Genomic DNA, 24,021 nt, shown 5'->3' on the forward strand with positions numbered 1-24,021 from the left:
GGTCCGACAACCGCTCACCCGCAGGCGTCCTGGCCTGCCCCACCCTCGCCACACGAACGACAACGAGACAAAACCACTTAAGTCACCGGCATTGGGCCTAGGCGGCCAGCGTCTCGTCCTCGCGGGAGACGGTCGCACGGCTCGCGCGGTACTGCTCCAGCATGTCGTCGGCCGCCTGCAGAGCCTGGTCGATGGTGCGGGCTCCGGTCATGACGCACAGGGTGTACGTGGAGTCCTCGAGAGCCCGGCTGGTGCGGCCGGTGGGGAGCACGTCATGTTCGATACGCGCCTCGGCGAAGCGCGCCAATGCGGTCCGCAGTTCCTTCTCCGCAGGAGTAATCACGTAATACCTCTCCCTCATAGCCCTTCCTGAGGTACGGCCGGCCGCACCTCAGGGAACCGGCTGCTCCATCCGCGCACTGCTGCGACAGCTCACGGCCGACCCAGCAGGCCATCAAGTGCCCCGCCTCGGCGGGTCTATGCCCACCTCGCCGCGGTACCGAAGGGATGGATGACATCGCCGTCCGTGTACGGGAGGCCAGGGCGGCGGCGACGGGGCGGGGTTTCCGTGAGGCTCCGACCGTCGGTGAACAGCTCGTCGAGGCGGAAGGCGAGGTGGTGCAGGGGGCAGTCGGCGTCGTCGGCGGGCTCCGGCCAGACCAGCGGCAGGCGCACACGCCAGGTGCGGGCGCGGTAGGACATCAGCAGGTCGGCCGTGTCGTAGGCGGGGGAGGTCTCGCAGCCCAGGAGTACGGGCAGGTCGCCCTGGGCGCCGGCGAAGCGGCAGGTCTGTCGCAGGGCCCAGGCGAGGTGCGCGTACGGGGGTGCTGCGGCGGGCGGCGGGCACGCGGCGTCGTACCAGTCACCGTCGCGTGGCGCGGGGGCGGGGGGTGGGGTGGGCGGGTCGTAGTCGGCGCGGCGTTCGCGGAGGTCGAGCAGGCGCAGGCGCCGCCCTTCCGGGCCTTCGGCCTGCACCTGGTCCGCGCTCAGGGCGGCGAAGGCGACGGCCTGGATGTCCTCGGGTGTGGCGGTGACCAGCTCCGCGAGCCCCGCGGGGAGGCGTCGGTAGGGGATCAGGGTCGCGCTCAGTGACGCAAGGGCTTCCGCGGTGCGGGGGGCGGGGGCGAGCTCGCCGGGCGCGTAGCCGCCGCTGCTGTCCTCGAAGTCGACCAGGACATCGTCGTGAGCGGTGATCATGACGATCTGGCCCACGAGATCGCTCGGATTCTCGGTGGGGACCGTGGGCACGACCCGGTCCCCTTCGTGCCAGGGATTCACCCCGCGCCCCCTTGCCCGGTCAGCCCTTCTTACAGCCCTTCCAGCCTACGTGCCCCTTGACCCAGTAAGCGGTCCAGATTCCCGTCCGGCCGTAGTTCGTGCCGTTGAGCTTGAGGTCGCGTTCCATGGTGACCACGCACATGGTGCGCTTCTTCTTCCCGCGCCCGTACCTGTGGGTGTGGGTGGTGGAGACGGCGTTGACCTTGCCCTTGCTGCCCTTGGCGAAGTTGTTGATCGCCTTGTCCCACAGCCGCATCGCGTAGCCGTCGTAAGGGTGGTTGGCCTTGTTGCCGGTGGAGCCGCCGCGCTTGATGTGCTCGAGCCCGTAACTGCGGTTGCCCACGCGGATGAGGGTGTCCTCGAAGTCCCCCAGGTACCAGCGGTAGACCTTCGCCGAGCCGGGCCCGCTGCGGGTGTTCTTGGTGCACGCGTCGTCGAAGCCGCAGTTCCACGACTTGGGCTTGGTCTTGTGGATGGAGGCGGTGGCGGGTGCCGCGGTGAACAGTACGGCGACCGCCGCCGCTGCCGCGGTGGCCGAGGTGATGAGGCGTTTTCTCATGGGGCGCACGCTACGGAAAGCGGACGCGACCCAAAATTGTCCTTTGGGCCACCGCGGAGGGGGCGTGCCTTGTGGCGCGTGGGGCACTCGGGTCTGACCCCGGGGGAGTCCGGTCTACGCATGGAGGTGTCCGTGGCCGTTCGCCATCGTCTGATCCGAGTCAGCCCGGGGGCCGTGTGGGACGTCCTCGCCGACGCGAACCGGTACGCGGAGTGGGTGGTGGGAGCCGCGCGGTCGCGTCCTGTGAGCGGACAGTGGCCCCAGGTGGGGGCGGCGCTCCGCTTCGAGGTGCCGGTCGGTCCGGTACGGCTGTCCAACGAGACGGTCGTCCGCCACTGCGAGAAAGAGGTCTGCCTGGAGCTGGAGGCCCACGCGGGCCTGCTGGGCACGGCGCGGATCGCGATCGAGCTGCGGCCCTGGGGCGAGCACTGCCTGGTGATCGTGGACGAGCACCCGCTGCGGGGAGCGGGCGGCAGGCTGCACAACGCCGGGTTCGAGGTACTCATCCAGCTGCGGCACCGCGCCATGCTCGCCCGGCTCGCCCGGCTGGTGGAGGCGGAGGACGGCCGGACACGACCGGGCACCCGGGACGTGCCGACGGTGTCGCGAGCGCAGGGGGCGGGCCATGCCTGACGCCGTGGTGATCGGCGCGGGTCCCAACGGCCTGGTCGCCGCCAACGTGCTCGCGGACGCCGGGTGGAGCGTCGAGGTGCTGGAGGAGCAGCCGGAGCCCGGTGGTGCCGTTCGCCACGACCGAGGACTCGACCAGGCGTTCGTCCATGATCTCTTCAGTTCGTTCTACCCCCTCGCGGCCGCCTCCCCCGTCGTGGCCGCACTGGGCCTGGAGGATCACGGGCTGCGGTGGAGCCACGCACCCAGTGTGCTGGCGCACCCCCTCACCGACGGCAGCTGCGCTGTTCTGGACCGCGACCTCGACACCACCGCCGCGTCCCTCGAAGCGTTCGCACCGGGCGACGGAACCGCCTGGCGGCGGCTGCACGAGCTGTGGCGACGCCTGGGCCCCGATCTGCTGGCCGCGTTGTTCACCCCGTTCCCGCCGGTCCGTGCCGGGGCACGGCTGGCCATGCGGCTACGGGCCGCGGGCGGGCTGCGGGCGGCACGGACCCTCATGCTCCCGGTCCGCCGCATGGGCGAAGAGGAGTTCCGCGGTCAGGGCGGCCGGCTGCTGCTGGCCGGCAACGCCCTGCACGCCGACCTCGCCCCGGAGTCAGCGGGCAGCGGCGGCTTCGGCTGGCTGATGGCCATGCTGGGACAGACGTACGGTTTTCCCGTTCCGGCGGGCGGTTCCGGCATGCTCACCCGGGCCCTGGAACGGCGTCTTCAGGCACACGGCGGACAGGTGCGCTGTGGGCAGCGCGTCGAGCGGATCCTCGTCCGCGGCGGCCGGGCGGTCGGTGTGCGCACGGCGGCCGGCGACACCGTGACGGCACGCCGGGCGGTGCTCGCGGACGTGTCGGTGCCCGCGCTGTACGGCGAACTCGTCGAGCCCGAGCACCTGCCCGCGCAGCTCCTGGACGATCTGCGCCGCTTCCAGTTGGACTTCGCGACCTACAAGGTGGACTGGGCGCTCGACGGGCCGGTGCCCTGGCAGGCCGAGCAGGCGTCCCGGGCGGGCACCGTGCACCTCGCGGACGGCCTGGACGAACTCACCCGCTTCGCCGCGCAGATCGCCATGCGGCAGGTCCCGGACCGGCCCTTCCTCCTGTTCGGCCAGATGAGCACCGCCGACGCCTCCCGCTCACCCCAGGGCACCGAATCGGCCTGGGCCTACACCCACATCCCCCACGACATCACCGGCGACGCCGGGGACGAGGGCATCAGCGGCCGCTGGAACAGCGCGGACCGGGAGCTCATGGCCGACCGCGTCGAACGCCAGGTGGAACGGTTCGCGCCCGGCTTCCGCTCCCGGATCCGCGCCCGCCGGATCCTTGCTCCGCCGACGCTCCAGGAACTCGACGCGAACCTGATCGGCGGCGCCCTCAACGGCGGCACGACCGCGATCCACCAGCAGCTCGTCTTCCGCCCCCTCCCCGGTACCGGTCGTCCCGAGACCCCGGTCCCGGGCCTCTTCCTGGCCTCGGCGGGGGCTCACCCGGGTGGCGGTGTGCACGGCGCACCGGGGGCCAACGCGGCACGGGCAGCGCTCCACCGCCGCCGCCCGCCCGGCCTCGCTCAGGCCCAGCGGCTCCTCAGCCACCGCGACCGCACCGGAACCCCGCGCTGACACGCGCCGACCGCCCCACGCGCCTACGGAAGGAGCCGCTGCCGAGACGTCCAGCCACGTCGGGGAGGACAAGGAGGAGAGCCCGTGTGCAGGAGCCCGCTCGCCGACCGGACCGTCGTCATCACGGGAGCCGCCCGTGGTCTGGGCGCGGCGATGGCCCGGGAGATGGCCCGTCGCGGTGCCCGGGTGGCGCTCCTCGGCCATGAGCAGGCCGCCCTGGAGGCGGTGGCCGCGTCCCTGGCGTGCCCGGCCCTGACCGTAGGTGTCGACGTCACCGACCTCGCCGCACTCTGTTCCGCGGCGGACACCGTGCGGGCCCGTCTCGGACGCCCCTCCGTCGTGGTGGCCAACGCGGGCGTCGCCGAGGGCGGTCCGTTCCTGGCCTCGGACCCGGCCGATTGGAACCGCGTGATCGAGGTCAACCTCATCGGCAGCGCCAACACGGCCAGGGCGTTCCTGCCGGACTTGATCGACACGGCGGGCTACTTCCTCCAGATCGCCTCGCTCGCGTCGATCGGTGCCGCCCCCCTGATGAGCGCCTACTGCGCGTCCAAGGCGGGGGTCGAGGCCCTTGGGCACTCCCTGCGGGCGGAGACCGCTCATCGGGGCGTCGGGGTGGGCATCGCCTACCTCAACTGGACCGACACGGACATGATCCGCGACGCGGACCGGCATGTCGCCCTGCGCGAACTGCGCGCCCACATGCCTCCGCCGGCCCGGCGGGTGTACCCCGTCGACACGGTCGCCGCCCGGCTGGTCCACGGTGTGGAGCGCCGTCGTACGGCCGTGTACGCACCGGCCTGGCTGCGACTGACCCAACCGGTGCGGGCGGCTCTGCCGCCGGTGACCGCGCGCGTGGCCCGCCGCGTGCTGCGACGCCTTGAGGCCGGGGGGCCCGTGGAGTCCACGGGGCCGCTCGGAGGAGGTGGACTCGCCGACCGTGCGGCGTCCCACCGGGGCCGGTGAAGGTCCGGCGGCGGATGCGCCCTCTACCCCGCCGGGGGGCTTCTCCGCGCTCACGTCGGCCGGCTCGTCAGGGGGCGAAGCCGCCGTTGCTCTTCAGGAGTTGGCCGTTGATCCACTGGCCCTGCGGTGAGCACAGGAACTCCACCAGGTGAGCGGTGTCCTGGGGGCTGCCCAGACGCCCGAGGGGTGTCTGGCGCAGCACGTGGTCGCGGATGTCGTCGGACATCCAGCCGGTGTCGATGGGGCCCGGGTTGATCACGTTGGCCGTGATCCCGAGGTGGGCGAGTTCGTGGGCGGCGGCCAGGGTGATGCGGTCGAGTGCGCCCTTGCTCGCCCCGTAGGGCAGGTTGCCGACGGTGTGGTCGCTGGTGAGGGCGATCACCCGGCCTGTTCCCGGCGTCCCCCGGAAGCGACGGCCGAACTCACGGATCAGCAGCCAGGTGGCGCGCGCGTTGACCGCGAAGTGGCGGTCGAAGCTCTCCAGTGTGGTGTCGAGCAGGCCCGAGTCGACCGACTCGCAGTGGCACATCACCAGCGCGGTGATGTCGCCCAGACGGGCCTGAGCATGGTCGAAGACCCGCCCTGGGGCCTCGGGATCGGCGAGGTCCGCCTCGATCGCCGCCGTGTCGGCGCCCCGTTCCTCCAGGGCCCTGGCGATGGTGTTCGCCGCGTCGCTCTCGGCACCCCAGGCCATGCGAGCGTCGTACGGCGTCCAGTAGGTGAAGGCGACGTTCCAGCCCGTCTCGGCGAGGCGTCGAGCGACTCCTGCGCCGATCCCGGCGGTCCGGCCGACGCCGGTCACGAGCGCGACCGGCCTGGTGGTGTCGAACAGCGGCTTCTCATCGGTGTGCGTCACAGTGCGCCATCGTTCGGCCTTCTGCGCCGGGACGGCAACCCGATTTCCGCCTGCCCGGTCCGTGGTGTCGCACCAGCACCTGAGGTGGGGCTCACGCCACCGCGTAGTGCCCGAGGGCCGGTTCGAGGAGGTCGAACGCCTGGCCGGCCTCGTCCGTGACGACCGCCGCGATCTCGTCGTTCGGCCGGCCCGCGAGGGTCAGCTCCTGGATGCGGCGGAACAGGACACGGTGCACCGCCGCGAGGAGGGCCGCGGCGGCCTGCGCGGTGATGTCGTCGGGTGAGCGACCGGTGGCCTCGGCGAGCGCGGCGGCGAGGGCTTCCTCTCGCCGGTCGTGCAGCGCGCGCAGGCAGGTCGAGAGCGTCGGGCTCTCGTGGATCATCCGGGAGAAGTCCGGGCCGGCGAAGCCGAGCACCGGGTCCTGAGCGGCGACGCCCGCCTCGAAGGTACGGCGCAGCGCACCGAGGGCCGACTCCCCGGCGCGACGGGCCGCCACGGCCTCGGCCAGACTCGCCGCGAACGCGTCCTGGTCGTCGAGGGCCATGTCCTCCTTGCGCGGGAAGTAGTTGGTCACGGTCTTCTTGGCGACACGGGCGGCGGCGGCGATCTCCGCGATGGTCGTCGACTCGAAGCCCTGCGCCATGAACAGGCGCGTCGCGTGGTCGGAGATCAGCTGCCGTGTCTCGCGCTTCTTGGACTCGCGCAGTCCTGTGCTCTCGGTACCCATGAGAGCAATCTTACCCTCGTAGTAAAAATATGTTGACCACACTGCTGCGTCTCATATAATCTTACGTCCAACGTAAGTTTACGTCGGTCCTGCTTCACTCCGTCGCGCGACGAACCCGAAGGAACCCGCATGCAGATCACCGCTTCCACCGTCTCCCTCACCGTCGACGACGTGGGCGCGTCCCGCTCCTTCTTCACCACCCATCTCGGCTACGAGGAGCAGATGGCCGCCGACGGGTTCTCCTCACTCAGCCGCCCCGACGCCGCCGCCGACATAGTCCTGTTGCGGCGCGGCCTGGAGATCCTGCCGAGCGACCAGCGTGATCAGCGCGCCGGCGGGGTGATCCTCGCCTTCACCCTCGACCAGGGCATCGCCCGTGAAGAGGACCGGCTCCGAGCCGCGGGCGTCGATATCACCATGCCGCTGCGTGAGGAGCCGTGGGGCGAACGCCTCTTCCAGATCACCGACCCCAACGGCGTGGTCGTCCAGTTCGTGGAGTGGGCCTCCCCCACGACGTGACCTCCCGAACGGTGCGACCAACGGCAAGCACCGCGGACAAGACAGCCACCCGACGAAGGGAACTCATGCGCAAGCTCGTGTACTACATCGCCTCCAGCCTCGACGGCTTCATCGCCGGGCCGGACGGCGCGGACCCCACCGGCCCCGACGGCTTCTGGCCGATCGCACCGGACTACATCCAGCACCTGGCCACCGCCTACCCCGAGACCCTGCCCGCCGGGGCCCGTGAGGCGCTGGGCATCACCGCTGAGGGCACCCATTTCGACACCGTCCTCGAGGGCCGCAAGAGCTACGAGATCGGGCTGGCGGCCGGTGTCCCGGACGCCTATCCGCACCTGCGTCACCTCGTCTTCTCACGGACGCTCACCGAGGCGCCCGCCCCGGCCGTGGAACTCGTCGCCGACGATCCCGCGGCGAAGGTCCGGGAACTCAAGCAGGAGGACGGCAAGGACATCTGGCTGCTCGGCGGAGCGGAACTGGCGGGCGCCCTCTACCCGGAGATCGACCGGCTGATCGTCAAGCTCAGCCCGCTCACCGTCGGCAACGGCATACCCCTGTTCTCCCGCACCACCGCCTTCGACCCCCGGCTTTGGCGGCTCGCCGACCACACGGCGCTGGAGAGCGGCGTCCTCTTCCTCACCTACGACCGCGCGCCGAACGCCGAGGCGTAAGCACGGCCGGAGGCACCGTGCCGTCGGGTGACGGTGCCGTCGGTCTCTCCGTGGCGGGCGGGCACCGGACGCTGCCGGTCACCAACGCCTCGCTGCCTCGCCCGTGGCGCTGAGGACGGAGTCCCCTCTCGCCGGACGCGCGCCGCCCCGTGCCGCGCGCGTCCGGTCGTCAGCCGAAGACGTCCAGGAGGTCCGTCCAGGAGCCGCTGTCGTCTCCCGGGCGGGCTCGCATCGGGCGCGGCTCCGGGTAGGTCGCCGCGGCCGCCCTCGCGCGGACGACGTCCGGGCCGCCGCACGCCGCGACCGCGAAGGCGCCGAAGACCTTGGCGAACGCGGCCGGGTCCCGGAACTCCACGCCCAGGGCACGGCCGTCCTGCAACGGCACCCACACCGCCCGCTCAACTCGGGGCCATTCCGGCACCGGCTGGTCGTCCGCGGTCGACCGACCCTCCAGCCACAGCCGCGCCACGTGCAGCAGGTTCACCTTCTCCATCGGCAACCGCCTGCGCCGCAGCCGCAGTTCACGCGTCGTCAGCACGATCCGCTGGTCCTTCCTCGGGTACCAGACGACGCCGACCCCGAAGGGGGCCCAGAGCAAGATCCCGATCATCGGCCACACGAGGGCGTCTGCCCACGACCGGAGGAGTCCGCCGTCCAGCAGGTACAGGGCCCCGAAGACCAGGACCCACTTGGCCGTCATCCGCCAGAACCCGGTCCCCTGCCGGTAGAGGACACGCGGCTTCCCAGTGATCGTCATACCCGCACGCTATCCCGCGGACGAACTCCCACCGCCGGAGACCGTGTTGGCCGGGCGGTCACCTTCACACAACCCTTCGTACACCTCGTGCGTCACACCCCCGTACACCTTCCCGCTTTCGACCTCCGACCATGGGAGTTCACCGTGCGCGCACGCACCCTGGCCGCCACCGCCGCCGTGGCGGCACTCACCGCAACCGGCCTGACCCTGCCGCTCGCCGGGAGCGCCGCTGCCGCGACGGCCGCCCGGTTCGACTTCAACGGCGACGGATACGTGGACATCGCGGTCGGCATGCCCGACGCCACGGTGGACGGCAAGGCCAAGGCCGGCTACATCAGCGTGATCTTCGGCGGCCCGCAGAGCCCGAGCCAGTCCAGCGGCGTCATCAGCCAGGCGGAGACCGGCATACCCGGCACGCCCGAGGCGGGCGACCGCTTCGGCTCCTCCCTGGCAACCGCCGACGTGGACGGCGACGGCGTCTTCGAGCTCGTCGTCGGCGCGAGCGGCGAGTCGCTCACCTCCGACCAGCTCAAGGACGAGGGCACCATCACCGTCCTGGACGGCTCGGAGTGGAACATCAAGGGCACCACGGTGGCCCGGGGGACCTCCGAGTACAGCGGCATCGGCCGCACCCTCGCCGCGGGTGACTACGACGGCGACGGCGACACGGACCTCGCGTACGGCGAGAACGACGAGGAGGGCGGCGCGCTCCGCTTCCGCCCCGGCCCGCTGACCGCCGACCCGGTGACCACCACCACGTTGCGCAACTACGGCATGGGCGGCCGCACCCGCGACCTGACCACCGGTGACTTCGACGGTGACGGCCGGGACGACCTCGCCACCACCTGGCAGTCCCTGGACGACGCCGGCACCTTCATCACGCGCTGGGACGACAAGGCCGGGCCCGCCCAGTGGTGGGCCGACGCCGACCGGGGCAGCGCGCTCGCGGCCGCCGACTTCGACCGGGACGGTACCGACGACCTCGCGGTCGGCCTCGTCCAGCCCAACCCCGAGTCGGAGACGACGCATTGCGAGGACCGGCTCGGCGGGGCGGTGCTCCTGCTCAAGGGGTCGAAAGCCGCGCGGTTCGGCACCGAGAGCGTCTGCCTCACTCAGTCGAACCCCGGGGTCGGCGGTGCCGCGGAGGAGGGGGACGACTTCGGCGCGGCGCTGTCCGCGGGCGATCTGAACGGCGACGACCGCCCGGAGCTGGTGGTCGGCGTGCCCGGTGAGGATGTGGGCACCGTGAAGGACGCGGGCGGGTACGTCGTCATGAACGGCACGGAGAACGGTCCGTACGGGGGTCTCGCCCGCAGCCAGAGCACCCCCAACATGCCAGGCACGGCCGAGGCCGGCGACCGCTTCGGCGCGCAGGTGACCGTCGGCGACCACAACCGCGACGGCCTGTGGGACACAGCGGTGAGCGCGCCCGGGGAGAACGCCGGTGAGCCCAGGTCGGGCGGTGTCTGGTTCGTGCCGAGCAGCACCGAGGAGACGTACCCGCTGGGCAAGTCACTGACCCCGTTCGGCTTCGCGCTCCCCAACGGGGCCGTCAAGTACGGCGAGGTGCTGGGTCACTAGAGCGGAATGCGGTCAGGCGGTGGGGCGCCGTTCGGTGCCCCACCGCCCGGTGCGGGTCAGTCCACCCACCACTTGCCGCACTTGGTGATGCCGTCGAACTCGCCGCAGGCGCGGGCCGCGTAGTTGGAGTTGTAGACGGACTGCGTACGGCTGCCGGTGTAGGGGCCGCACATCTTCCAGCCGTCGCTCTTCGCCTGCTGGTCGCTGACGACGCCCTTGAAGTCGGGGAACGAGCGGAAGCTGCGGTCGACCCAGAGCCGGTCACCGGCCCTGCGGCCGGACTTGATCTCCGCGCGGCTGTAGCGGTCGAGCGCCGACTCGTTCTGCAACTCGACGCGGCGGCCCCGGAAGTCGAACGAGGCTCCGGACTCGACGGCGCGGAAACGGCCGATGACGGCGATGCCGTCGCAGTCGTCCTCGGTGGCCGAGGCCGCTGACGCGGGGACGAAGACGATGGCGCCACTGCCGATCAGCACGGCCGAGGCCGCGGCCACGCGGCCGATACGGGACTTCTTCACATGGGTTCCTTGGTGTGTGACAGGTACGGGCGGGGACCCAGCGCCGCGCTGGACAGGCCGAGACCCCGCTGAACAGACCGCGCGTCGTCATCCGTTCAGCCGGTGACGTGTGCGGCATGCGCCGATTGCAGAACACCGGGGAACGCGTCGGCAACAACTCCCGCCCTCCTGGGACAGTGGGACCGTCCCACCGCCCCCGACCTGCGAGAACAAGGGGCCTCTGGGACGGCGCTGGGATGACGGGCCTCGGGGACGGGCCCCCTTTTGCCGGACCGGCAACAGAAGTGGCCGATCCGGGACGCGGTGGACCACGGTGGCCTCATGACTGACAACAGCGCGGCAGCCCCGCTCATGTCCGACGACCTGACGTCTCCCGGCGCCTATGTCGGCGACCCCGCGGTGCGCGCCGAGTGGGACGACCGCTACGCCGACCGGCAGCAGTTGTGGAGCGGCCGGCCGAACGGCGCCCTCGTGGCCGAGGTCGCGGATCTCACCCCCGGGCGAGCCCTGGACGTCGGTTGCGGCGAGGGGGCGGACGCCATCTGGCTCGCGCGCGCCGGCTGGGACGTGACCGGGCTGGAGGTCTCGGGCGTGGCGCTGGAGCGGGCGGCCAGGCACGCACGGGACGCCCGCGTCACCGTTCGCTGGGCGCACGCCGAACTCACCCGGGCGGCCCTCCCGCCGGCCTCCTTCGACCTGGTGTCCGCGCAGTATCCGGCCCTGCTGCGCACCCCGGACGCCGCGGCCGAGCGCGCACTGCTCGCGGCGGTCGCGCCCGGCGGCGTGCTGCTGCTCGTCCACCACGCGGGCATGGAGAACCGGCAGGCCCATGAGAGCGGCGACTTCGATCCGGCGGACTACGTGTGGCCGTCGATGGTCGGCGAACTCCTCGACGACGACTGGGAGACGGAGGTGAACGAGCAGCGGCCCCGTCTGGTCCCCGAGGGAGGCGCCGGCGCCCACCACACCGACGACCTCGTGCTGCGCGCGCGTCGGCTGCGCTGAGGGGAGGGGGTGGGGGGCGGCGTCGTACGCCGTGTTGTGACGCGGAGGGTGAAGAGCCGCTCGCGGTTGTCCGACTCCAGCATGATCTGCCTCGGCATCCCTCCGTCCACGGTGGGACGAACACTGCCTTGCAGGGGGATCAACTCGCGGCCCCGCGCGAGGGAGGGTGGGTGCGTCCCGTACGCATCGACCCAAGGACCCCACACACGTGCGTCACAGCCGAACAGCTCTCTTCCTGGCGGTCAGCGCCGTCACCCCGTTGGTCGCCGCGCTGACCCCCGCCACGGCCTCCGCCGCGGAGAACCCGCTGCGCTCCTACGCCAAGCAGAAGCCCTCCTGGCACCGTTGCGACAAGACGCTGCCCGCCTCCCTCCAGTGCGCCACGATCAAGGTGCCGCTCGACTACGGCAGACCGGGCGGCAAGAAGCTGGACCTCGAGATATCCAGGTTGAAGACGAGCACCAAGAAGGAACGGCGCGGGGTGCTGCTGCTCAACCCGGGCGGTCCGGGCGGGACGGGCGTCGAGATGCCGTACTTCATGGCCGGTGAACTGCCGAAGGCCGTGAAGAACAAGTACGACCTCGTCGGCTTCGACCCGCGGGGCATCGGCCGGAGCTCCCCCGTCGGCTGCGGTCTGACGTCCAAGGAGCGGAACTGGGACCGGCCGTACAGGGCCGAGACGTTCGACAAGGACGTGAAGTGGGCGCGGACCGTCGCCGAGAAGTGCGACAAGAAGCAGGGTGACAAGCTGCGCCACATCACCACCCGCAACACCGCCCGGGACATGGACGTCATCCGCGCCGTGCTCGGCGAGAAGAAGATCTCCTACCTGGGTTACTCCTACGGCACCTACCTCGGCGCCGTCTACACCCAGATGTTCCCCAAGCGGACCGACCGCTTCGTGCTCGACAGCGCCGTCGACCCGGCCCGGGTGTGGCGCGGGATGATCCAGGTGTGGGCGGAGGGCGCCGAACCCGCCTTCACCCGCTGGACCGAGTGGACCGCCGCACGGCATGCCACCTACAAGCTGGGCGCGACTCCCGATGCGGTCCGCACGACCTTCTACGACCTCGTCGCCCGTGCCGACCGCAAGCCGATCGACCTCGACGGCACGCTGCTGACCGGTGACGACATCCGCTCCGGTCTCCGGGCCATGTTCTTCGGCACGCGCGACGCCGCAGAAGCGGTCGTCGAGTTGAAGAAGGCCGCCGACGGCGCCCCCACGTCCGCCGGCCGGCAGGCCAAGGCGCCCGAGCCCGTTCCGCCATCCTTCGGCCGGACCGTGCCCGCCGACAACGGCGACGCCGGTTTCTGGGCCGTCGTCTGCGCCGACACCCGCGCCTGGCCGCGCGATCCCGAGCAGTACCGCAAGGACGCGATCCAGGACAAGGCCAAGTACCCGCTGTACGGCGACTTCGCCTCCCACATCAAGCCGTGCGCCTTCTGGAAGAAGAACGGCAGCGAGCCCGCCACCAAGGTGGACAACAAGGTGCCCGCGCTGATCCTCCAGAACGAGTGGGACTCCCAGACGCCGCTGACCAGCGGTCAGGGTCTGCGCCACGCCATGAAGGGCTCGCGGATGGTCACGGTCGCCGGTGGTGTCGGGCACGGCATCTACGGCACCAAGTCGTGTGCCGACAAGACGGCCACCAGCTACCTGACCACCGGCAAGCTCCCCGCGAAGGACGTGACCTGCAAGGCCGCTCCGGGCGCTGACGAGCGCACGGCCCCGAACCCGCTGCCGCTGCCGACTCCCCCGGGCATCCCGGGGATGGCCGGTCGCTTCTGATCTCCGAGAGTCCACCCGGGGAGGCCGCCCGCTTGCGGGGGCCTCCCCTTCGCCGTGCTGGTGGTCCCCGCCGACTCACTGTTCCGCACGCATTCCTCCGTGCGCCTCGGCGACCTCGCCGACCAGGAGTGAGTCATCCGCGCCGCCCCCGTCGCCGACGTTCGAAGCCGCCGCCGCGCGTCAGAGGATGAAAGCGAATCCCCCGACGGCCAAATCGGCGCTCTGGGCGGCTATATCACCCTTGTACCCCCGGCAGACATGCCATGTCTGACGAAACCGAAGACGTACCCGTCAGAAACATTGACGTCACCTCGCCCCAAATCTATCTTCTGCTCGAACTACCGCACATTGTTCGCTATTTCGAACGATGAGGTGTCTCGCTACGACGATCAGCCAAGCGGTTCGGCCTGCCCGGAGGAAGAGTTGAAGAGACCCGCACGAACACTGCTCGCCCTGCTGGGGCCGCTCCTGCTCGCCCTGTTGGGCATCCCCGCCCTTCAGGGCACGGCTTCTGCCGCCGCCCCGCCGGCCGGGCAGGCCACGCGCTACACGATGACGGCGTTCACCAACTCCAGCGAGTCGAACATGTATGTGTACGACTCGCCGGACGCCACCGGATTCACCCTGCGCAAGGGCCCCGCCTACACCCCGCCGTCCGGCCTGATCCGTGACCCCAGCGTCTTCAAGCACACCGACGGCTTCTACTACATCACCTACACCACCAACTGGACCGGGAACACGATCGGGTTCGCCCGCAGCACCGACCGGGTGAACTGGACGTTCCTGTACAACTACACGATCCCGATCAGCGGCCTGACCCGCACCTGGGCCCCCGAGTGGTTCATCGACACCAACGGCAGCGTCAACATCATCGTGTCCCTGACGACGGCGAGCACGGCCACCAACTTCACGGCGTACAAGCTCACGGCGACCAACTCCGCCCTGACCGCCTGGTCGGCGCCCACCCAGCTGTCCGGAATCGGCCCGAACTACATCGACACCTTCATCGTGAAGGTCGGCTCCACCTACCACGCGTTCACCAAGAACGAGACGACGAAGTACATCGAGTACGCCACCGCCTCCAGCCTCACCGGCCCCTACACCATGCGCAAGACGGGCGACTGGGCCGGATTCGGCAGCTGGGTCGAGGGCCCGGCCCTGGTGCCGCTCGACAACGGCGGCTGGCGCATCTTCTACGACGGCTACAGCGCCGGTAAGTACTGGTACAGCGACAGCTACGACAACTTCGCCACCTGGACCCCGCGCACCGAACTGCCGGGCCTGACCGGCTTCGCGCGCCATCTGACGGTCCTCAAGGAGACGGTCCCCGGCGGTGTCACCCTGCCCACGAACACCACCAGGTCGCTGCGTTCGGTCAACTACCCCGACCGGTACGCCGTGGTCCGCTCCGACAGCCTCGGCTACATCGACCCGGTGACGTCCTCCAGCACCACCGCCGTCAAGCAGAGCGCCACCTTCACCGTGGTGCCCGGCCTCGCCGACGCCAACTGCTACTCGTTCCGCGACTCCTCCGGCCGCTACATGCGCCACTGGGACTACCGGATCCGCTTCGACAGCAACGACGGCACCGCCGTCTTCGCCAAGGACGCCACGTACTGCGCCCGGCCGGGCACCGCCTCCGGCTCCGTGCGCCTGGAGTCGTACAACTACCCCGGCCGCTACCTGCGCCACTACGACTACGCGCTGCGCGTGGACCTCTACCAGGACACCGACACGTTCCGCGCCGACAGCTCCTTCACCGTGGCCACCCCCTGGGCCTGACCGCCCCTTTCCATCGAAAGGTCCGAGATGTCCTCCTCTCTCAGCAGACGGCGCCTCCTGCAAGTGGCCGGGGCCACCGTGGCCGCCTCTGCCACCGGTTCCCTCCTCGGCGCGTCTCCCGCCCACGCGGCGGCCGTTCCTCCCGCGAGGGCCGACATCGGGGTCTCCGCTCACCCCTTCGCGCTCGACCAGGTCCGGCTCACCGCGAGCCGGTGGCTGGACAACCAGAACCGTACGCGCAACTATCTGCGGTTCGTCGATGTGGACCGGCTGCTGTACAACTTCCGCGCCAACCACAAGCTGTCCACCAACGGCGCGGCCGCCACCGGCGGTTGGGACGCTCCGACGTTCCCCTTCCGCACCCACGTGCAGGGGCACTTCCTGACGGCATGGGCGCAGCTGTACGCCGTGACCGGGGACACCGTCTGCCGTGACAAGGCCACCTACATGGTCGCGGAGCTGGCCAAGTGCCAGGCCAACAACAGCGCCGCCGGCTTCAACGCCGGGTATCTGTCGGGCTATCCCGAGTCCGACTTCACCGCTCTTGAGCAGCGGACCCTGAACAACGGCAACGTGCCGTACTACACCATCCACAAGACCATGGCCGGCCTGCTGGACGTGTGGCGTCTGATCGGCAGCACGCAGGCGCGTGATGTGCTGCTCGCTCTGGCGGGCTGGGTCGACTGGCGTACCGGCCGGCTGACCGACCAGCAGATGCAGGCCATGCTGGGCACCGAGTTCGGCGGCATGAACACCGTGCTGGCCGATCTCTACCAGCAGACCAATGACGCCCGGTGGCTCACGGCGGCCCGCCGGTTCGACCACGCCGCGGTGTTCGATCCGCTCGCCGCCAACCAGGACCGGCTCAGCGGACTGCACGCCAACACCCAGGTGCCCAAGTGGATCGGTGCGGCCCGGGAGTACAAGGCGACCGGCACCACCCGCTACCGGGACATCGCCACCAACGCCTGGAACATCACCGTCGACGCGCACACCTATGCCATCGGCGGCAACAGCCAGGCGGAGCACTTCCGCGCCCCGGACGCCATCGCCGGTTACCTGAACAACGACACGTGTGAGAGCTGCAACACCTTCAACATGCTCACCCTGACCAGGGAGTTGTTCACGCTGGACCCGAACCGGGCCGCGTTGTTCGACTACTACGAGCGGGCATGGCTGAACCAGATGATCGGCCAGCAGAACCCGGCCGACGACCACGGCCACGTCACCTACTTCACCCCGCTCAAGCCGGGCGGCCGCCGCGGTGTGGGCCCGGCGTGGGGCGGCGGCACGTGGAGCACCGACTACGGCACGTTCTGGTGCTGCCAGGGCACGGGCCTGGAGATGCACACCAGGCTGATGGACTCCATCTACTTCCGCAGCGACAACACCCTGATCGTCAACATGTTCGTGCCGTCGGTGCTGAACTGGTCCGAGCGCGGCATCACGGTCACCCAGACCACGACCTACCCCGTCAGCGACACCACGACCCTGCAGGTCACCGGCAGCGTCAGCGGGACGTGGGCGATGCGCATCCGCATCCCGAGCTGGACCACCGGGGCCACCGTCAGCGTCAACGGCGTCGCGCAGAACATCGCCACCAACCCCGGCAGCTACGCCACCCTGAGCCGCTCCTGGACCTCCGGCGACACGGTCACCGTCCGCCTGCCCATGCGGGTCGTGATGCGAGCGGCCAACGACAACGCGAACGTGGCCGCGGTCACCTACGGCCCCGTCGTCCTGTCCGGCAACTACGGCGACACCTCGCTCAGCTCCCTGCCGACACTGAACACGTCCTCGATCACGCGGACCAGCAGCAGTTCGCTGGCCTTCACCGCCACCGCCAACGGCTCCACCGTCAACCTCGGCCCGTTCCACGACGCGCACGGCCACAACTACACCGTCTACTGGAACGCCACCGGCACCGTCCGTCTGGTCAACGTGGCCAGTGGTCTGCTGCTGGGCATCCAGAACATGTCCACGGCCGACGGTGGCCGCGCCCTGCAGTGGTCGGACAACGGCACCGCCGACCACGACTGGACCATGATCACCGACGGAAGCGCGGTCCGCTTCCGCAACGTCCACAGCGGCAAGGTGCTCGGCGTCCAGAGCATGTCCACGGCGGACGGCGCGACGGTGCTGCAGTGGTCGGACAACGGCACCGCCGACCACCGGTGGACGCTGCTCGACCAGGGAGACGGGACCTACAAGATCCGCAACGTCAACAGCGGCAAGCTGCTCGCCATCGCGAACAACTCCACCGCTGTAGGCGCGTTCGCCATCCAGGACGCGGACGACGGCACCAACGACAACCGGTGGCGCATCGTGCAGAACTGAGTCCGCAGCGGAACGAGGACTCCCTCGCTCCCCGCCCCGCATCGTCCGCCGCACACCCCGACCAGGGTTCGGCATTGTGAACGTCTTTGCCTGGTCGCAGCTCCTTCGGTCCGGACGGCCCGTCAGCGGGCCGTCCGGGTCCGCTCCCCCACAAGGAATGAGGTCCACGTGCTCAGACTTACGTTCAGTCGCAGGCACCTGCCCGTGGCGCTCGCGGTCCTGGTCGCTTCGGCGGCGACGCTCGTCGCCAACCCCGGCCCGGCTCAGGCGGCCAGCACCGGCGCCTTACGCGGCACCGGTTCCGGCCGGTGTCTCGATGTGCCGGGCGCCAGTCAGACCGACGGCACCAACCTGCAGATCTGGGACTGCCACAGCGGGACCAACCAGCGGTGGACGCTGACGGACAGCAACCAGCTGACCGTCTACGGCAACAAGTGCCTGGACGTCCCGAACCACGCCACCACGGCCGGTACCCGGCCGGTGATCTGGTCCTGCAACGGTGGTACGAACCAGCAGTGGCGGGTGAACCCCGACGGCACGGTCGTCGCCGTGGAGTCCGGGCTGTGCCTGGACGTCAGCGGCGGCGCCACGGCCAACGGCACGGCGGTGCAGCTGTGGAACTGCACCGGCGGCAACAACCAGAAGTGGACCGGCCTGTCCGGGACGCCCAACTCGTGTGCTCTGCCGTCGACGTACCGGTGGGCCTCGACGGGTCCGCTCGCGCAGCCGGCGAACGGGTGGTCCTCGCTGAAGGACTTCACCACCGCGAAGGTCAACGGGAAGAACCTCGTCTATGCCACGTATTCCGACGGCAACTGGCACTCGATGGGCTTCGCTCCCTTCACCAACTGGTCGGAGATGGCCACGGCCCGCCAGACCGCGATGAGCTCGTCCGCGGTGGCGCCCAAACTGTTCTACCTGGCGACCAAGAACATCTGGGTGCTGGCCTCGAACGGGTGGGGTACCGCCTGGCCCTTCACCTACCGCACGTCGAGCGACCCCACCAATCCCAACGGCTGGTCCGCGCCGCAGCCGCTGTTCACCGGCAGCCTGCCCGTCGGCGGCCCGATCGACCCGACCCTGATCGCCGACGACCAGAACATGTACCTGTTCTTCGCCAACGACAAGGGCAGCATCTTCAAGTCGACCATGCCGCTCGGGAACTTCCCGAGCAGCTTCGGCTCGTCGTACACGACGGTCATGACCGACACGGAGAAGAACCTGTTCGAGGCGCCGGAGGTCTACAAGGTCCAGGGCCAGAACCAGTACCTCATGATCGTCGAGGCCCGGGGTGTGACGGAGCAGCGCTTCTTCCGCTCGTTCACCGCCTCCAGCCTGAACGGCCCGTGGACCCCGCAGGCCGCCACCGAGTCCAACCCCTTCGCGGGCAAGGCCAACAGCGGTGCCACCTGGACCAACGACATCAGCCACGGTGACCTGGTCCGCAACAACCCCGACCAGACCATGACCATCGACCCCTGCAACCTGCAGTTCCTCTACCAGGGCAGGGACCCCAACACCCCGCCTGGCACGGACTACGCCAAGCTGCCGTACCGGCCGGGCCTGCTCACCCTGCAGCGCTGACCGGGCGCCTGTGATCCCGAGCTCATGACCGTGCCCCCGAGGCCCGCACAGCGGCTCGCGCTGTGCGGGCAAGGAAGGACCCCCCTCTCATGGCCCCCCTGCACACACGACTGCTACGTCTGCTCACAGCCACCACGCTGACGCTCACCGCCTGCGTCACCGCCTCCGCCGGTACGGTCGCCGAGGCCGCGCCGGGCAGTCCCGCGCTCACCCCGCCCCTGGGCTGGAACAGCTGGAACAGCTTCGGCTGCGGGATCACCGAGGCGCAGGTCCGCCAGGCCGCGGACGCGATGGTGTCCTCCGGTATGAAGGACGCCGGCTACCAGTACGTCGTCGTCGACGACTGCTGGTTCGACCCGCAGCGTGACAGCGCGGGCAACCTCCGGGCCAACCCGACCAAGTTCCCCAGCGGCATGAAGGCGCTGGGCGACTACATCCACAGCAAGGGCCTGAAGTTCGGCATTTACCAGGCACCCAACGAGAAGACGTGTGCCCAGGGCGTGGGCACCTACCCGGGCTCCACCGGCAGCAAGGGGCACGAGGCCCAGGACGCCGCCTCGTTCGCCTCATGGGGCGTGGACTACCTCAAGTACGACTGGTGCTCCGGCAGCGGCACCCTCAGCGAGCAGATCGCGCAGTTCACCACCATGCGTGACGCCCTGCGCGCCACCGGGCGCCCCATCGTCTACAGCATCAATTCCAACAGCTTCCACGCGCCCACGGGCGACAAGTACAACTGGGGCCAGATCGCCGACATGTGGCGGACGACCGAGGATCTCCTCGACATCTGGCAGAACAACAACACCAACAGCTACCCGATGGGCGTCGGCAACGTCCTGGACATCACCGCGCCGCTGGCCGCGCAGTCGGGCCCGGGACACTGGAACGACCCGGACATGCTGGTCGTCGGCCGCCCCGGCCTGTCACTGACGGAGTCCCGCTCCCACTTCGCCCTGTGGGCGCTGATGAGTGCCCCGCTCATGGCCGGCAACGACATCCGCACCATGTCCGCCGACGTCAGCGCCATCCTGCGCAACCCGCGCCTGCTGGCGGTGAACCAGGATGCGCTGGGCGCGGGCGGACGCCGGGTCCGTGACGACGGCGCCACCGAGGTCTTCGCCAAGCCCCTCTCGGACGGCTCGGTCGCCGTGGGACTGTTCAACCGGGGCGGCAGCACCGCGACGATCACCACCAACGCCGCGCAAGTCGGCCTCACCGGCGGATCGTTCACCCTCACCGACCTGTGGACCGGCGGCACGTCCAGCACGTCCGGTCAGATCTCCGCGAGCGTCCCGGCGCACGGTGTCGCCGTGTTCAAGGTGAGCGGCGGCAGCCCTCTGTCCTCCACCACGGCACGCCTGCGCGGTACCGGGTCCGGCCGCTGTCTGGATGTGGAAGGGGGCAGCACCGCGGCCGGCACGGCGACGCTGATCTGGGACTGCCACACGGCCGCCAACCAGCTCTGGACCACCTGGGCCGGGGGCGAGATCCGCGTCTTCGGCGACAAGTGCCTGGACGCCAACAACCAGGGCACCAGCAACGGCACGCAGGTCATCATCTGGCCCTGCAACGGCCAGAACAACCAGAAGTGGACCGCCCAGGCCGACGGATCGATCCGTAACGTCAACGCCGGGCTGTGCCTCGACGTCAGCGGGGCCGCCACCGCGAACGGGTCCCGGCTGGTCCTGTGGACCTGCAACGGCCAGAACAACCAGAAGTGGACCTCTCTGGCTGCGTAACCGGCCCGCCCGGTGTGCGGGAGACCTCCGTCAGGGAGACCTCCCGGGAAGGGGGCAGCCCCCGCAGCGTGCCGCGCTGCGGGGGCTGCCCTCCTCCACCGGAGCGTGGTGTCAGCCGGAGTGGCCGAGCTGGGTGAGGGCCAGGTCGAGCATGTCGGCGAAGAAGTCGGCCGCGGTGGTGTCGATGCACAGCGGTGGCTTGATCTTGAGGATGTTGAGGTGGTCGCCGGTGGGCTGGACGATCACACCGAGGTCGAGCATGCGGTCGCAGAGTTCGGCGGTCTCCTCCGTGGCGGGTTCCAGGCCGACGCGGTCCCGGACGAGTTCGAGGCCCAGGTAGAGACCCGAGCCGTGGACGGCGCCGATGATGCCGTGGCGGTCGGCCAGTGCCTCCAGCCGGCTCTTCAGATGGCCGCCGACTCGCGCCGCGTTGCCCTGGAGGTCCTCGTCGCGCAGGGTGTCCAGGACGGTGAGGCCCACGACGCTGGAGACGGGGCTGCCGCCGGTGGAGGAGAAGAAGTAGCCCTGGTCGCGATACCGGTCCGCGACCGCCTTGGACGTGATGACGGCGCCGAGGGGGTGTCCGTTGCCCATGGCCTTGGCGACACAGACGATGTCGGGGACGACCCGCTGCTGCTCGAAGCCCCAGAACCAGTGTCCCAGGCGGCCGTATCCGACCTGGACCTCGTCGGCGACGGCCAGACCGCCGTGACGCCGTACCGCCGCGTACACCTGGGCGAGATAACCGTCGGGGAGGGGGACTCCTCCGGCGTTGCCGTAGAAGGTCTCGCCGATGAACGCCCCCGCCGGGCGGCCGGCGGCGGCCAGTTCGTCGATCGCCGCGACGGCCTCGGGAGCGTAGCGCGCGGCATCCGCCCCTCGGCGGCGGCCGCGGTAGGAGTTGGGCGAGTCGACGGTGTGCACCCAGTTCGGGCGGGTGGCCAGGGCGTTGGGGTTGTCCTGGAGCGAGGTGGAGACCGCGTCGGAGGCGTACGTCCAGCCGTGGTACGCCTCGCGCAGCGCGACGACGCCGTGCCGGCCGGAGGCTCCGATGGCCAGGCGCAGGCCCAGGTCCACCGCCTCGGAACCGGAGTTGACGAGGAACACCGTGTCCAGGGGGTCGGGGAGGAGGGCGGCGAGGCGCTCGGTGAACTCCACGACGGAGGCGTAGTGGAAGCGCGAGTTGGTGTTGAGGCGCCGCAGCTGCCGGGAGACGGCCTGCTCGACCCGGGGGTGGGCGTGGCCCAGTGGGGTGACGTTGTTGACGATGTCGAGGTACGACCGGCCGTCGGTGGACAGCAGATGGTGGCGCCAACCGCGTTCGATCCGCGGGGGGTTGGCGTAGTAGTGCTCCTGCACGGTGGCGAACACGGCGTCCCGCCGGTCGAGCAGGTCCCCCTCGCGCGTACGGCCGGTCTCGGCCGGGAGGCCGAGGAGCGGGGCGGGGTCGGCGGTGAGGGCGAGCCAGCCGGCGGCGTACTCCGGCCGGACCAGGCGCGGGACGGCGGGGCCGTCGGCGTCGCGCAGCGCGACGTGGACGGAGGCCCCGGAGCCGAGGTGGACGAGGTCCTCGCCCGCCTCCACCGTCGCACCGGTGGTGACCAGGGACGTGACGTCGCGGGCGAACGACAGCGACAGCGTCTTTGCGCCGTAGCTCAGTTCGACGTTGCCCGGCGCCGCGGCGAGGACCTTCCCCGCGGCGGGCGCCTGGAGGACGCCGTCCCGGCCGAGCCAGAGGTCGAGGCCGGTGGGCACCGTGGCGGTGGACACCGCCGACAGCGCCGGTGTCCGGGTGAGCCGGGGAAGGGCGTAGCGGGTGGCGACGGCGGCCGCTCCGTCCGCGAGCGCCGAGGTCACCAGCCGGGCCTCGGTGCCGGTGTCGGTCCAGGCGCCGTGGTCCATGGAGTCGGCGTCGGTGGACAGGTCGAGGAGGGTGATGTCGGCGGCGGCGAGGTCCCGCAGCAGGGGGCGCCCCGGTGCGTCGACCCGCGTGGTCCGGGCGGGCGTGCCGGCGGTGCCGGTCGCGTCTCTGACGAGGCGGGTCATCACCGGGAGGGGCAGCCGGGTGGCCTGTTCGAATATGCGCCATTCGTGGTCGAGCGCGGCCGTGGCGTAGGTGTTGTCCTCGTCGACGGCCGCTTGTTGCCGTCCGCTGGCCACCAGGACGGCGGCGCGCAGGACGACGAGCGGCCACACCGCGTCGGCCTCCTGCGGGGAGAGCGGCCGGACGGCGTGGCAGGCGCGGACGGCCGGCAGGACGTGGTGGGGCTCGATCCCGTCGTGGTGGAGCATCGAGGACAGTGACACGGCGAGTTCGCCTACGGCCCAGCTCATGGTCACGTCACCGAAGTCGATGATCCCGTCCGGGAGGGGCGGGCGGCTGTCGGGGCGGCGGACCAGATTGTCGTCGGTGAGGTCCAGGTGCACCGCCTGCACCGGCAGGGTGTCCGCGAGCCTTTGGACATCCGCCCATGCCTGCGCGGTCGCTGTGCGGACGGCGGCGCGCCGGTCGGGTTCGTCGATGTATCCGGCGAGCTCGGCGACGACGCGCTCGGCGTGCCGCGGGTCCCATTGGAGGACGCGGTCGAGACCCGGGTGCCGGAAGTCGCGCAGGGCGGTGCTCACCTTTCCGGCGATCGTGCCCATGGCGGCCACGGTGGCCGGGGACAGGTGCCGGGGGCCGGACAGCGTGCCGCCGGGCAGGTGGCGCAGGACGCGGGCGACGGCCGGACCGTTCTCGGTGTGCACCGTCGTGCGTCGCGGGGAGCCGTCGGGGTGGCGCAGGGCCGTGGCGACGCGCAGGTCCGGGTGGGCCGAGGCGATCAGGTCGGCTGCCGCGTCCTGGGCCTCGATCTCCACGGTGCCGAAGGCAGGGTTGGCGATCTTCAGGACCGCCGGGGGCGTCCCGTCGTCGGCGTGCAGGAGGAAGTTGGCGTCCTGCTGACTGCCCAGCGCCCGCGCGCGAGCGGTGATGCCGAGGTGTTCGGCGGCGATGCGCTCGGCCTCGGCCGGTGCCACGCGGGGTACGGGAAGGGCGCCCTCGGTGAAGAAGTCGATCGTGCGGTGCTCGTCGTGCGGCATGCGGGGTCCTTCGCTGGTGGGGCGGTC

The 24,021-nt window shown here is 70.7% G+C and carries 20 protein-coding genes; 12 read left to right on the plus strand and 8 right to left on the minus strand.

Annotated features, from left to right (window positions below):
- Positions 1–97: 97 nt before the first annotated feature.
- From ACZ4Z2_RS22005 to ACZ4Z2_RS22015, 3 genes are all read right to left on the minus strand, one after another.
- Positions 98–343, minus strand: a complete 246-nt coding sequence (locus ACZ4Z2_RS22005) for a DUF5133 domain-containing protein (protein WP_468078326.1) — start codon at positions 341–343, stop codon at positions 98–100.
- A 134-nt stretch (positions 344–477) separates the two neighbouring features.
- On the minus strand, positions 478–1,248 hold the full coding sequence (locus tag ACZ4Z2_RS22010; protein WP_468078327.1) for a hypothetical protein: 771 nt from the start codon (positions 1,246–1,248) through the stop codon (positions 478–480).
- Positions 1,249–1,297: 49 nt separating this feature from the next.
- On the minus strand, positions 1,298–1,837 hold the full coding sequence (locus tag ACZ4Z2_RS22015) for a hypothetical protein (protein WP_468078328.1): 540 nt from the start codon (positions 1,835–1,837) through the stop codon (positions 1,298–1,300).
- Positions 1,838–1,969: 132 nt separating this feature from the next.
- Here ACZ4Z2_RS22015 and ACZ4Z2_RS22020 point away from each other — a divergent pair, with 132 nt between their 5' ends.
- From ACZ4Z2_RS22020 to ACZ4Z2_RS22030, 3 genes are all read left to right on the plus strand, one after another.
- Positions 1,970–2,470, plus strand: coding sequence for an SRPBCC family protein (locus ACZ4Z2_RS22020; protein WP_468078329.1), 501 nt, complete (start codon positions 1,970–1,972; stop codon positions 2,468–2,470).
- Positions 2,463–4,082: a phytoene desaturase family protein gene (locus ACZ4Z2_RS22025; RefSeq protein WP_468078330.1), complete on the plus strand. Its 1,620-nt coding sequence runs from the start codon at positions 2,463–2,465 to the stop codon at positions 4,080–4,082. The genes ACZ4Z2_RS22020 and ACZ4Z2_RS22025 overlap by 8 nt, the downstream gene beginning before the upstream one ends.
- 84 nt (positions 4,083–4,166) lie before the next feature.
- Complete coding sequence (locus tag ACZ4Z2_RS22030) at positions 4,167–5,048, plus strand: SDR family oxidoreductase (RefSeq protein WP_468078331.1); 882 nt, start codon at positions 4,167–4,169, stop codon at positions 5,046–5,048.
- A gap of 67 nt (positions 5,049–5,115) precedes the next feature.
- Here ACZ4Z2_RS22030 and ACZ4Z2_RS22035 read toward each other — a convergent pair whose 3' ends face one another.
- Entirely contained in the window at positions 5,116–5,904 is a 789-nt protein-coding gene (locus ACZ4Z2_RS22035) for an SDR family oxidoreductase (protein ID WP_468078332.1), read from the minus strand.
- A 91-nt stretch (positions 5,905–5,995) separates the two neighbouring features.
- Positions 5,996–6,631: a TetR/AcrR family transcriptional regulator gene (locus ACZ4Z2_RS22040; protein WP_468078333.1), complete on the minus strand. Its 636-nt coding sequence runs from the start codon at positions 6,629–6,631 to the stop codon at positions 5,996–5,998.
- A 129-nt stretch (positions 6,632–6,760) separates the two neighbouring features.
- Between ACZ4Z2_RS22040 and ACZ4Z2_RS22045 the strand changes: the two genes are divergently transcribed.
- Both ACZ4Z2_RS22045 and ACZ4Z2_RS22050 read left to right on the plus strand, forming a co-directional pair.
- Positions 6,761–7,150, plus strand: a complete 390-nt coding sequence (locus ACZ4Z2_RS22045; RefSeq protein WP_468078334.1) for a VOC family protein — start codon at positions 6,761–6,763, stop codon at positions 7,148–7,150.
- A gap of 65 nt (positions 7,151–7,215) precedes the next feature.
- A complete protein-coding gene (locus ACZ4Z2_RS22050) occupies positions 7,216–7,821 on the plus strand; it encodes a dihydrofolate reductase family protein (protein WP_468078335.1) in 606 nt (201 codons plus the stop codon).
- A 169-nt stretch (positions 7,822–7,990) separates the two neighbouring features.
- On the opposite strand, the gene ACZ4Z2_RS22055 is transcribed toward ACZ4Z2_RS22050, so the two are convergent.
- Positions 7,991–8,578 carry a hypothetical protein gene (locus ACZ4Z2_RS22055; protein WP_468078336.1) on the minus strand — a complete coding sequence of 196 codons (588 nt, stop codon included), beginning with the start codon at positions 8,576–8,578 and terminating at the stop codon, positions 7,991–7,993.
- 144 nt (positions 8,579–8,722) lie between these two features.
- On the opposite strand from ACZ4Z2_RS22055, the gene ACZ4Z2_RS22060 reads away from it, so the two are divergent.
- Positions 8,723–10,159, plus strand: coding sequence for an FG-GAP and VCBS repeat-containing protein (locus tag ACZ4Z2_RS22060; RefSeq protein WP_468078337.1), 1,437 nt, complete (start codon positions 8,723–8,725; stop codon positions 10,157–10,159).
- A gap of 56 nt (positions 10,160–10,215) precedes the next feature.
- Here ACZ4Z2_RS22060 and ACZ4Z2_RS22065 read toward each other — a convergent pair whose 3' ends face one another.
- A complete protein-coding gene (locus ACZ4Z2_RS22065; RefSeq protein ID WP_468078338.1) occupies positions 10,216–10,677 on the minus strand; it encodes a hypothetical protein in 462 nt (153 codons plus the stop codon).
- 321 nt (positions 10,678–10,998) lie between these two features.
- Between ACZ4Z2_RS22065 and ACZ4Z2_RS22070 the strand changes: the two genes are divergently transcribed.
- From ACZ4Z2_RS22070 to ACZ4Z2_RS22095, 6 genes are all read left to right on the plus strand, one after another.
- Positions 10,999–11,682, plus strand: a complete 684-nt coding sequence (locus ACZ4Z2_RS22070) for a class I SAM-dependent methyltransferase (RefSeq protein ID WP_468078339.1) — start codon at positions 10,999–11,001, stop codon at positions 11,680–11,682.
- A gap of 208 nt (positions 11,683–11,890) precedes the next feature.
- Positions 11,891–13,471: an alpha/beta hydrolase gene (locus ACZ4Z2_RS22075; protein ID WP_468078340.1), complete on the plus strand. Its 1,581-nt coding sequence runs from the start codon at positions 11,891–11,893 to the stop codon at positions 13,469–13,471.
- A 423-nt stretch (positions 13,472–13,894) separates the two neighbouring features.
- A complete protein-coding gene (locus tag ACZ4Z2_RS22080) occupies positions 13,895–15,253 on the plus strand; it encodes a glycoside hydrolase family 43 protein (protein ID WP_468078341.1) in 1,359 nt (452 codons plus the stop codon).
- A 27-nt stretch (positions 15,254–15,280) separates the two neighbouring features.
- Positions 15,281–17,590 carry a beta-L-arabinofuranosidase domain-containing protein gene (locus ACZ4Z2_RS22085; protein ID WP_468078342.1) on the plus strand — a complete coding sequence of 770 codons (2,310 nt, stop codon included), beginning with the start codon at positions 15,281–15,283 and terminating at the stop codon, positions 17,588–17,590.
- A gap of 168 nt (positions 17,591–17,758) precedes the next feature.
- A complete protein-coding gene (locus ACZ4Z2_RS22090) occupies positions 17,759–19,174 on the plus strand; it encodes a non-reducing end alpha-L-arabinofuranosidase family hydrolase (RefSeq protein WP_468078343.1) in 1,416 nt (471 codons plus the stop codon).
- 89 nt (positions 19,175–19,263) lie between these two features.
- Entirely contained in the window at positions 19,264–20,913 is a 1,650-nt protein-coding gene (locus tag ACZ4Z2_RS22095) for a glycoside hydrolase family 27 protein (protein WP_468078344.1), read from the plus strand.
- A 111-nt stretch (positions 20,914–21,024) separates the two neighbouring features.
- Here ACZ4Z2_RS22095 and ACZ4Z2_RS22100 read toward each other — a convergent pair whose 3' ends face one another.
- Positions 21,025–23,994, minus strand: a complete 2,970-nt coding sequence (locus tag ACZ4Z2_RS22100) for an aminotransferase (protein ID WP_468078345.1) — start codon at positions 23,992–23,994, stop codon at positions 21,025–21,027.
- Between the last annotated feature and the right edge of the window lie 27 nt (positions 23,995–24,021).

Source organism: Streptomyces sp. NPDC030183 (assembly GCF_055573455.1).